Origin of the sequence: Actinomadura sp. 7K534, from assembly GCF_004348575.1 — a bacterium.
GTDB classification, from domain to species: domain Bacteria; phylum Actinomycetota; class Actinomycetes; order Streptosporangiales; family Streptosporangiaceae; genus Spirillospora; species Spirillospora livida.
In genome coordinates, this window is sequence record NZ_SMKB01000239.1 from 1 (window position 1) to 10644 (window position 10644).

The following is a 10644-nucleotide window of genomic DNA, read 5'->3' on the forward strand; positions in this document are numbered from 1 at the left end:
CAGGGGGGCCAGCCCACTTCCAGTGTCGAACGCGCAGGTCACGCTGCGGGGGCACAATCGCCTCCTGTGGAGAACCCGCCCGCCGGCCGCCCGGAAGAGGAGGCCGGGCGGGTGCCGCTCGGACGGGTTGCGGGTGCGCGGAGCGGGGACAAGGGCGGGGACGCCAACATCGGTGTATGGGCGCGGACGGACGCGCAATGGCGCTGGCTGGAGCCGTTCCTCACCATCGAGCGGTTCCGCGAGCTGCTGCCCGAGACCCGCGACCACACCGTCCATCGCCACGTGCTGCCCAACCTCCGCGCCGTCAACTTCGTCGTCGAGGGGCTGCTGCAGGAGGGCGTGTCGGCCTCGACGCGGTTCGACCCGCAGGGCAAGGCCCTCGGGGAGTGGCTGCGGTCCCGCCACGCCGACATCCCGGAGGCACTTCTGTGACGCTGAAGAGCACGCTCGACACGCGCGGCCCCGAGTACCGGGAGCGCCGCGCGGCCATGCTGGAGAAGGTGGCGGCGCTGGACGCCGAGCACGCCAAGGCCCTCGCGGGCGGCGGCGAGAAGTACGTCGAGCGGCACCGCAGGCGCGGGAAGATGCTCGCGCGGGAGCGCATCGAGCTGCTGATCGACCCCGACTCGCCGTTCCTGGAGCTGAGCCCCCTCGCCGCGTGGGGCAGCGACTTCCCCGTCGGCGCGAGCGTCGTCACCGGCATCGGCGTCGTCGAGGGCGTCGAGTGCGTGATCGTGGCGAACGACCCGACGGTGCGGGGCGGGGCCAGCAACCCGTGGTCGGTGAAGAAGAGCTTCCGGGCGTCCGACATCGCGCTGGAGAACCGCCTCCCCGTGATCAACCTGGTCGAGTCGGGCGGCGCGGACCTGCCGACGCAGAAGGAGATCTTCATCCCCGGCGGCCGGATGTTCCGCGACCTGACCCGGCTGTCCGCGGCGGGCATCCCCACGATCGCGCTGGTGTTCGGCAACTCCACCGCGGGCGGCGCGTACGTCCCGGGCATGTGCGACTACGTCGTCATGGTCAAGGAGCGCGCGAAGGTGTTCCTCGGCGGCCCGCCGCTGGTGAAGATGGCGACGGGGGAGGAGGCCGGCGACGAGGAGCTCGGCGGCGCGGAGATGCACGCGCGCTCCTCCGGGCTCGCCGACTACATGGCGGCCGACGAGGCGGACGCGCTGCGCCTCGGCCGCGAGATCGTCCGGAACCTCGGCCACCGCAAGCTCGGCCCCGCGCCGGGCCCGGTGGAGGAACCGCTGTACGACGCGGACGAGCTGGCCGGCATCGTCCCCGAGGACCTGAAGATCCCGTTCGACCCGCGCGAGGTCATCGCCCGGGTCGCGGACGGCTCCCGGTTCGAGGAGTTCAAGCCGCTGTACGGGACGAGCCTGGTCACCGGCTGGACCCGCGTCCACGGCTACCCGGTCGGGGTCCTCGCCAACGCGCAGGGCGTCCTGTTCAGCGAGGAGGCGCAGAAGGCGGCGCAGTTCATCCAGCTCGCCAACCAGAGCGACACGCCGCTGCTGTTCCTGCACAACACGACCGGCTACATGGTCGGCAGGGAGTACGAGCAGGCCGGGATCATCAAGCACGGCGCCCTGATGATCAACGCGGTGGCGAACAGCCGGGTCCCGCACCTGACGGTCGTGATGGGGGCCTCGTACGGAGCGGGCAACTACGGCATGTGCGGCCGTGCCTACGACCCCCGGTTCCTGTTCACGTGGCCGAGCGCGAAGTCCGCGGTGATGGGCCCGCAGCAGCTCGCCGGGGTCCTGTCGATCGTGGCGCGGCAGGCGGCCGAGGCGCGCGGGCAGGTCTACGACGAGGACCAGGACCGCGCGATGCGGGAGATGGTCGAGAGCCAGATCGAGGCGGAGTCGCTGCCGTTCTTCCTGTCCGGGCGCCTCTACGACGACGGCGTGATCGACCCGCGCGACACCCGCACCGTCCTCGGCCTGTGCCTGTCCGCCGTCCACAACGCGCCCGTACGCGGAGCCGACGGCTTCGGCGTCTTCCGGATGTGAGCCCGATGATCAGCAGAGTGCTTGTCGCCAACCGCGGGGAGATCGCCCGCCGGGTCATGCGGGCCTGCCGGGGCCTCGGCATCGGGACGGTCGCCGTCCACTCCGACCCGGACACGGACGCGCCGCACGTCCGGGAGGCGGACGTCGCGGGACGGCTCCCCGGGGCGACCCCGGCGGAGACGTACCTGTCGGCCGGGCGGCTCCTCGACGTGGCCCGCGCCGCCGGGGCCGACGCCGTCCACCCCGGCTACGGCTTCCTGTCGGAGAACGCCGAATTCGCGCGAGCGGTGATCGGCGCGGGCCTGACCTGGATCGGCCCGCCGCCCGAGGCGATCGCCGCGATGGGCTCCAAGATCGAGGCGAAGAAGCTGATGGCGGCCGCGGACGTCCCGGTGCTGCCCGAGCTGGACCCCGCCCGCGTGACCGGCGCGGACTTCCCCCTGCTGGTGAAGGCGTCCGCGGGCGGCGGCGGGCGCGGCATGCGGATCGTCCGGACGCCGGACGAGCTGCCCGGCGCGGTCGCCGGGGCCCGCCGCGAGGCCGAGTCGGCGTTCGGCGACCCCACCGTGTTCTGCGAGCCGCTCCTGGAGAACGCCCGCCACATCGAGGTCCAGGTCGTCGCGGACGCCCGCGGCCGCGTCTGGACGCTCGGCGAGCGCGAATGCTCGATCCAGCGCCGCCACCAGAAGATCGTCGAGGAGGCGCCGTCCCCGGCGGTCGGCCCGGAGCTGCGCGCCGCCCTGTGCGAGGCGGCGGCGAACGCCGCCCGCGCCATCGGGTACACGGGCGCCGGCACGGTCGAGTTCATGCTCGCCCCGGACGGACGCTTCTTCTTCCTGGAGGTCAACACCCGCCTCCAGGTCGAGCACCCCGTCACCGAGTGCGTGTACGGCGTCGACCTCGTCCGGCTGCAGCTCGAGATCGCCGAGGGAGCTCCGCTGCCGGACGCGGCGCCCGAGCCGCGCGGCCACGCCATCGAGGTGCGCCTGTACGCCGAGGACCCCGCCCGCGACTGGCGGCCCGGCAGCGGCCCCCTGCACACCTTCGAGGTGCCGGACGCCGACGCCGAGTTCGCCGTCCCCGCCTCCCACGGGCTGCGGCTCGACAGCGGGGTCGAGGGCGGGGTCGAGATCGGCGTGCACTACGACCCCATGCTCGCCAAGCTGATCGCGTGGGCGCCCACCCGGCGGGCCGCGGCCCGCCGGCTGGCGGCCGGCCTGCGCGGCGCCCGCATCCACGGCCCCGCCACCAACCGCGACCTGCTCGTCCGGATCCTGGAGGAGCCGGGGTTCCTGGACGGCGACACCGACACCGGATACCTGGACCGGGTCGGCCTCGGCGTCCTCGCCGCGCCGCTCGCCGGGGAGGACGCCGTCCGCCTGTCCGCGCTGGCCGGCGCGCTGGCCGGTGCCGCCGCGGACCGCGCGGCGGCACCGGTGCTCGGCGGGCTCCCGCCGGGGTGGCGCAACGTCCGGTCGCAGCCCCGGCGCCGGACGTTCGAGGGCCCGTCCGGGCAGGTGACCGTCGACTACTACCTGCACCGCGGCGAGCTGGTGTCGGAGCTGTGCCCCGGCACCTCGCTGGTTTCGGCGGCGCCCGGGCGGGTCGTACTGGAGCACGAGGGGCTGCGCGAGACGTTCGCGGTGACCGCGGCCGGCGACTCGGTGTACGTCGACTCCCGCCTCGGCCCGGTGGCGTTCCAGGCCGTTCCCCGCTTCACCGACCCGAGCGGCCGGATCGCCCCCGGATCGCTCCTGGCGCCCATGCCCGGGACGGTGCTGCGCGTCGAGACCGAACTCGGCGCGCAGGTCGCCGCCGGGCAGACGCTCGTCGTCCTGGAGGCGATGAAGATGGAGCACCGCATCGCCGCGCCGTCCGCGGGGACGGTCGCGGAAATGAACGTCGCGGCGGGCCGGCAGGTGGAGTCCGGCGCCGTCCTCGCCGTCCTCGCCGACACCGAAGGGACCACCGGATGAGCTTCGTCGAGACCGAGGAGCGGCAGGCGCTGCGCGCCGCGGTCGCAGAGCTGGGCGCCAAGTACGGCGCCTCCTACTACGTGGAGAAGGCCCGCGCGGGTGAGAAGACCGACGAGCTGTGGGACGAGGCCGGGCGCCTCGGCTACCTCGGCGTGAACGTCCCCGAGGAGTACGGCGGCGGAGGCGGCGGCATCGGCGACCTCGCCGCGGTGTGCGAGGAACTGGCCGCGGCGGGCTGCCCCCTGCTGCTCATGGTCGTCTCCCCGGCGATCTGCGCCACGATCATCGCGCGCTCCGGCACCGAGGACCAGCGGCGGCACTGGCTCCCGCGGTTCGCGGACGGCTCGGTGAAGATGGCGTTCGCGATCACCGAGCCCGACGCGGGCTCCAACGCGCACCGCATCACCACCACCGCGCGCCGGGACGGTGACGGCTGGGTCCTGAACGGGCAGAAGACGTTCATCTCCGGCGTGGACGAGGCGGACGCCGTCATGTTCGTAAGCCGCACCGAGGACCAGAAGGGCAACCTGCGCCCCTCCCTGTTCATCGTGCCGACCGGCGCGGACGGGTTCGGCTGGACGCCGATCGGCATGGAGATCGTGTCGCCGGAGAAGCAGTTCATCTGCCACCTCGACGACGTCCGGCTGCCCTACGACGCGCTCGTCGGCGACGAGGACGGCGGCCTGCTGCAGCTGTTCGCGGGCCTCAACCCCGAGCGGATCATGGCGGCGGCCATGGGCGCCGGAATCGGCCGCCTGGCCCTCGGCAAGGCCACCGCGTACGCGAAGGACCGGCAGGTCTTCAAGACGCCCATCGGCGCCCACCAGGGCCTCGCGCACCCGCTCGCCGCCGCGAAGATCGAGCTGGAGCTGGCGCGGCTGATGGGGCAGAAGGCCGCCTCGCTGTACGACGGGGGCGACGACGCCGGCGCAGGCGAGGCCGCGAACATGGCCAAGTACGCCGCCGCCGAGGCCGCGATCCACTGCGTCGACCAGGCGATCCAGACCCACGGCGGCAACGGCCTCACGACCGAGTACGGCGTCGGGATGCTCGCCGGGGTGGTCCGCCTCATGCGCATCGCCCCGGTCAGCCGCGAAATGATCCTCAACTTCGTCGCGCAGCACTCCCTGGGCCTGCCCAAGTCGTACTGACCGGCCCTCGTACTCAGGGCGCGGCGGCCAGCGCGTCGAGCTGCGCCTCCAGCGGGACGGGCGCGGCCAGCCGGTTGTCGACGGCCGCGTGCGGGACGGGCGGCGGCTCGTCCGGCCGCATCCGCGCGACGAACGCGCCGAACCCGGCCAGCTTCCCGGTGTCGCGCGGCGACCCGCGCTTCTCCAGGCGGTGCCGCAGCGTCGCGGCGTCCGTGCGGATCCACACCAGCCGCACGGGCGGGCCGCCCAGCGCGGCGGTCCACTCCGCCCAGCGGTCCGCGTCCCGGATCTGGCCGGTGAACGGGCCGCTGAGCAGCACCGGGCAGCCGTGGGAGCGGACCTCCCGGGCCGTCGCCGTCATCCCCGCGTACTCGTGCGGCTTGACGTGCGCGTCGTACCAGGGGCCCTCCCGCTCGCCCGGGTCGCGGCCGGACGCCGCCAGCACGGCCTCCACGAACGGCCCGTACATGGTGTCCTTGTCGAGCAGCGCCGGGACGGGGCGCAGCCGCGCCAGCAGCAGGTCGGACACCGTGCTCTTGCCGGACCCGGGCGGCCCGGCCACCACCCAGACCGGGGCGGCGGTCATGCCGACAGCCGCAGCCGGCGGGTCGCCAGCCGCTCGATGCGCTCCTCGTCGACCTCGTGGCCGAGGCCCGGCTGCGTGAGGGGGACGCCGACCACGCCGCCGGACGACCGGACGGGCGGCGTCACGAACACCGGCCCGCCCGCGGGGTCGGTCACGTCGCTCGGCAGCGTGCAGCCCGGCAGCGCCGCCAGCGCCACCGCCGCGGCCTGGCCGATGCCGAACGCGCCGCAGCCGCTGCACCACACGTCCCAGCCGGCCGCGTACGCCAGGTCGTGGGCGCTGCGGGCCGCGGTCAGCCCGCCGAGCCGGTCGAGCCGCAGGTGCAGCGCGCGGCCCGCGTCCAGCCTCAGGGCCGCGTCGAGGGTCTCCAGGTCGCCGACGGCCGGGGCGACGGCGGTGCCGACCCGCAACTGGAGCCGGGCGTGCGCGGCGAGGTCGCCGGCGGGGAACGGGCGCTCGATCGCCGCCAGGCCGTAGGCGTCCAGCCCCTCCAGGACGGCCATGTGCTCCGGCGACTCGGTGTAGGCGTGGCCCGCGTCCGCGACGAGCGCGAGCGCCGGGTACGCCTGCCTGATCGTGCGGACCGGCTCGATGTCCCAGCCGGGCCGTATGTCCAGGGTCACGCGGGTGTGGCCCGCTCCAACGGCGCGGTTGACCCGGGCCGCGACCGTGTCCAGCGCCGGCTCGGGCGAGATCCGCGAACCGGTCACGATGGACGTGCGGGTCCCGCCGAGCGCGTGCGCGAGCGGCAGGCCACGCGTCCGGCACCACAGGTCCCAGCAGGCGGTGTCGATCGCGGCGGCCGCCTCCCGGGCGCCGAAGTCCGCGGCGGCGGACACGTCCTCGGGGCGGTCCCACTCCAGCCCGACCACCGCGGGCGCCATGCGCTCCTCGATGTCGGCCCAGCCGCGGCCCGGATCGCCGGAGCCGCCGGGGACGGCCATCTCGCCCCACCCCACCGCGTCACCGCCGGCGAGGCGGACGAGCACGCTCTCCGGCCGCCGCCCGCGCGGCATCGCCACGCGGTAGACGTCGCAGCCATGGATCCGAGGCACCCGCACCCGCCCTTCGAGGACCTAGAGGAATCGGTCTCCTTCCATGATCCCCCCTCCGGGCCCGTGCCGGGACCGCGGCGGGGCGGAGGATCACGGGCAGCTGGCGTCCAGCGACACCGGCTTGCTCGGCGGCTTCGACGTCGTCGGGGTGCCGCTCGGCGAGCCGCCGGTCTCGGGCGGAGCGGTGCTCGCCGCCGCGTTCGGCGAGCCGTCGCCCCGATCACCGTCCGGATCGCCGCTGACCTGGCGGGGATCGGTGTTGACCGCCTCGGCCGCCAGCTTGCGGATGAGGTCGAAGTCGGGGCTGCCGGTGTAGATCAGCGGGGGCACGAACTGCAGGCTGTTGATCTGCGCGCCGCCCTTCACGCCCTCCGACAGCTTCATCAGCGCGGGCAGCAGCTCCTGCGGGATGTCGGTGGACAGGGTCCGCTTGGCGGCCGCGGCGAGCTTGTCGAAGCTGGTCAGGACGGTCTGCGGGTCGGCCTGCTCGGCGATCGCGGCCAGCAGGCACTTCTGCCGGCCCATCCGCACGTAGTCGCTGCTGTTGGTCCGGGACCGGCCGTACCAGAGCGCCTCCTTGCCGCTGAGCGTCCGGTAGCCGGGCTCCAGCACGGCGCCCTCCAGCCCGTACGGGATGGGCTGCTCTATGTTGATCTTGACGCCGCCCATGGCGTCGATGATGTCGGCGAAGCCGAACATGTCGACCAGGATGTAGTAGTCGACCCGGAGGCCGAGGATGCCGGCGATCGTGGCCTTCAGCAGCTCGGGGCCGCGCTCGTTCTTCGGGACGCCCGGCACCACGTCGGGGTGCTCCTCGGCGTACTGGAACACCTCGTTCAGCAGGCCCGGCGTCTGCGGCCCGTCGCCGGTGAAGCCGTAGGGGAACCGGTCGCGGGCGGGGCCGGGCGGCAGCTGGAAGCCCTCGAGGTTTCGGGGGAGGCTCAGCAGCACCGTGTCGCCGGTGTCGGTGTCGACGCTCGCCACCGTCATGCTGTCGGTGCGCACGCCGGTGCGGTCCTCGGCGGCGTCGCCGCCGAGCAGCAGGATGTTGACCCGGGCCTGCCCGTCGAACGGGTCGTCGGCGTCGACCTGCTTGCCGTTCCCGCCGCCGCTGCGGAAGATGCTGGTCAGCGCGTCGCGGTAGACGTAGGTGCCGTGCGCCGACCAGGCCACCGGCACCGCGACGGCGAAGCACATCACGGCGACGGCCGCGGCGCCCAGCGTGCGGGCCGCCGCCGACAGCCGCAGCGGACGCAGGATCTGGTAGGAGCGGATCACGATGAAGACCCACACCACGCCGAGCGCCAGCAGCCCGACCGAGAGCCGCTCCACGACCTCCGGGCGGACGGCGAGCTGCAGCAGGTCCGAGCGGTAGACGGTGCCTGCAGCCCCCACCGCGGCGACGAGCGCGACGTACAGCGCGAGCAGCAGGCTCCCGGCGACCCGGCGGCCGGTGACGAGGTGGGCGACGCCCCAGACCAGGGCGGACGCGAGGGTCAGCGCGAGCGCGCGGGGGAGGCCCACGGCACCGCCGGAGGAGCGATCCCCGTCCCCTTCCCCGGCGCGCCGACTCGCCGACCGACCCATGTACGCTCCGATTCCCACCCACGGTGAATTAAGCCTGGTTCACCCTATGGACGCGCGGGACCGGTCAAAAGTTGCTTTTGGGAGCCGTCCGCGTGCGAGCGCGTGTGACCTCAGGCACAGCCGCGCCCAGGATATGCAATCCGGTGATCAGTTGGCAGCCCGACCCCCGGATCTTGGGCCGGCCGCGCCGCACCCCGCCGCCGCCCGCCCGCTGGCGCGGGTGCGCGCGGCGGGCGGCGGACCGAGAGGTTTTACCAGCTGGTGGACAGCGGCATTCCCTCGGCGTAGCCGGACGAGCTCTGGATCCCGACGGTCGCCCGCTCGTGGAACTCCTCCAGCGTGCGGGCGCCCGCGTAGGTGCACGAGCTGCGCAGCCCCGCCACGATCGAGTCGATCAGGTCCTCCACGCCGGGGCGCTTCGGGTCGAGGAACATCCGGGACGTGGAGATGCCCTCCTCGAACAGCGCCTTGCGGGCGCGGTCGAACGGGGAGTCGTCGGCGGTGCGCAGCCGCACGGCCCGCGCGGACGCCATCCCGAAGCTCTCCTTGTACAGCCGCCCGTCGGCGGCGCGCTGCAGGTCGCCGGGCGACTCGTAGGTGCCGGCGAACCAGGAGCCGACCATCACGTTCGCGGCCCCGGCCGCCAGCGCCAGCGCCACGTCGCGGGGGTGCCGGACGCCGCCGTCCGCCCACACGTGCCGGCCCAGGCGGCGGGCCTCGGCGGCGCACTCCAGGACGGCGGAGAACTGCGGCCGGCCGACCCCCGTCATCATCCGGGTCGTGCACATCGCGCCGGGGCCCACCCCGACCTTGACGATGTCGGCGCCGGCCTCGATCAGGTCGCGGGTGCCCTCGGTCGTCACCACGTTCCCGGCCGCCACCGGGACGCCGGGGTCCAGCCCCCGGACGGCGGCGAGCGCGCTGATCATCTTGTCCTGGTGGCCGTGCGCGGTGTCCACGACGAGCAGGTCGGCGCCCGCCTCCAGCAGCGCCTTCGCCTTCCCCGCGACGTCGCCGTTCACCCCCACCGCCGCGGCGATGCGCAGCCGGCCGGCGCCGTCCACGGCGGGCTTGTACAGCGTGGCGCGCAGCGCGCCGGTACGGGTCAGGATGCCCGCGAGGCGCCCGCCGCCGTCGACGACGGGGGCGAGCCGGTGGCCGCGCTCGTGCAGCCGGTCGAACGCCTCGCGCGGGTCCACGCCGGCCGGCAGCGTGACCAGGTCGCGGGACATGATGTCGCGCAGCTGCGCGAACCGGTCGACGCCCTGGCAGTCGGCCTCGGTGACGACGCCCACCGGCCGGTCGTCCTCGACCACGATCACCGCGCCGTGCGCGCGCTTCGGCAGCAGCGCGAGCGCGTCCCCGGCCGTGCTGGACGGGGCCAGCCGGATCGGGGTGTCCACGACGAGGTCGCGTCCCTTGACCCAGCCGATGACCTCGGCGACGACCTCGGCCGGGATGTCCTGGGGGAGCACGGCGATGCCGCCGCGCCGGGCGACCGTCTCGGCCATGCGGCGCCCGGAGACGGCGGTCATGTTGGCGACCACGAGAGGCACGGTCGTCCCGCTGCCGTCCGTGGTCACCAGGTCGACCTCCAGGCGCGACCCGACCGAGGAGCGGCTGGGGACCATGAAGACGTCGTTGTAGGTGAGGTCGTGAGCGGAACGCTCACCGTTCAGCAGGTGCACGGCTGTACTACACACCAATCACGGTTCCGGACGGGCTGGGGCAGCGTACATTGTCCGCTATACCCGGCCGTGCTCCGGCCACGCCGCCCCTCCGGGCCCGTACCCAGGGGCGATGCCCGCCGTGCCCGCGCGGCGCCGCGGCCCGATCCCCGGATGCCGATTCCCGCCCCTTCCAGGCGTGATCGAAGTGAACTGGATTACGTGCCTGAAAACGGTGCAACGTAGGGCTTGGCTCTCTGTAAAGTTACCTCTTGACGTAACTGCGCCCCCGATGCACTTTTCTTACATGTGCCTCGCGCGGACGGCGGAACCCGCCGCAGGGGCGTGACAGCAGAACACCGGGAGAAGCGCATGCAGGTCACGCACTTGGGCCCGGTCAGCCGCGCTCGCCCGCGCCGCGGGCCGCCCGGTCCGGGCGGCGATGCCCGCCGTGCCCGCCGTTGTGATCGTTGCCACCCCGCGCGCCCGCCGCCCGGCGGCCCTCTGCCGGCGCGGCGCCGGGACGCGCGGCGTGAGCCCGGAGCATTGCGCTCTCACGAGGGTTCGCCCGGCGTTGGAAACGGCGCTCGGCGGACCCCGG

General features: G+C 74.2%; 7 protein-coding genes and 1 pseudogene. 4 read left to right on the forward strand and 4 right to left on the reverse strand.

The genetic code is table 11. The features are described 5' to 3' along the window. From E1266_RS30745 to E1266_RS30760, 4 genes and pseudogenes are all read left to right on the forward strand, one after another. Positions 1-432: pseudogene (locus E1266_RS30745) on the forward strand (exopolyphosphatase); the annotation flags it as partial. Positions 433-488: 56 nt separating this feature from the next. Further along, positions 489-2021, forward strand: a complete 1533-nt coding sequence (locus E1266_RS30750) for a carboxyl transferase domain-containing protein (RefSeq protein ID WP_132053030.1) — start codon at positions 489-491, stop codon at positions 2019-2021. A 5-nt stretch (positions 2022-2026) separates the two neighbouring features. Next, entirely contained in the window at positions 2027-3997 is a 1971-nt protein-coding gene (locus tag E1266_RS30755) for a biotin carboxylase N-terminal domain-containing protein (RefSeq protein ID WP_132053018.1), read from the forward strand. Further along, a complete protein-coding gene (locus E1266_RS30760) occupies positions 3994-5148 on the forward strand; it encodes an acyl-CoA dehydrogenase family protein (protein WP_132053020.1) in 1155 nt (384 codons plus the stop codon). Before E1266_RS30755 ends, E1266_RS30760 begins: the two co-directional genes overlap by 4 nt. A 13-nt stretch (positions 5149-5161) precedes the next feature. Here E1266_RS30760 and E1266_RS30765 read toward each other — a convergent pair whose 3' ends face one another. The 4 genes from E1266_RS30765 to E1266_RS30780 all read right to left on the reverse strand — a co-directional run bounded on the left by E1266_RS30765 (position 5162) and on the right by E1266_RS30780 (position 10064). After that, positions 5162-5734 (reverse strand): AAA family ATPase, encoded by a 573-nt coding sequence (locus E1266_RS30765; RefSeq protein ID WP_132053022.1) that lies wholly within the window; start codon positions 5732-5734, stop codon positions 5162-5164. Continuing rightward, complete coding sequence (locus E1266_RS30770) at positions 5731-6789, reverse strand: enolase C-terminal domain-like protein (RefSeq protein ID WP_132053024.1); 1059 nt, start codon at positions 6787-6789, stop codon at positions 5731-5733. The genes E1266_RS30765 and E1266_RS30770 overlap by 4 nt, the downstream gene beginning before the upstream one ends. 90 nt (positions 6790-6879) lie before the next feature. After that, the gene (locus tag E1266_RS30775; RefSeq protein WP_243719088.1) at positions 6880-8313 is read right to left on the reverse strand and encodes an LCP family protein; all 1434 of its coding nucleotides are present in this window, start codon (positions 8311-8313) and stop codon (positions 6880-6882) included. A 314-nt stretch (positions 8314-8627) separates the two neighbouring features. Continuing rightward, on the reverse strand, positions 8628-10064 hold the full coding sequence (locus tag E1266_RS30780) for a GuaB1 family IMP dehydrogenase-related protein (protein WP_132053028.1): 1437 nt from the start codon (positions 10062-10064) through the stop codon (positions 8628-8630). Positions 10065-10644 lie beyond the last annotated feature (580 nt).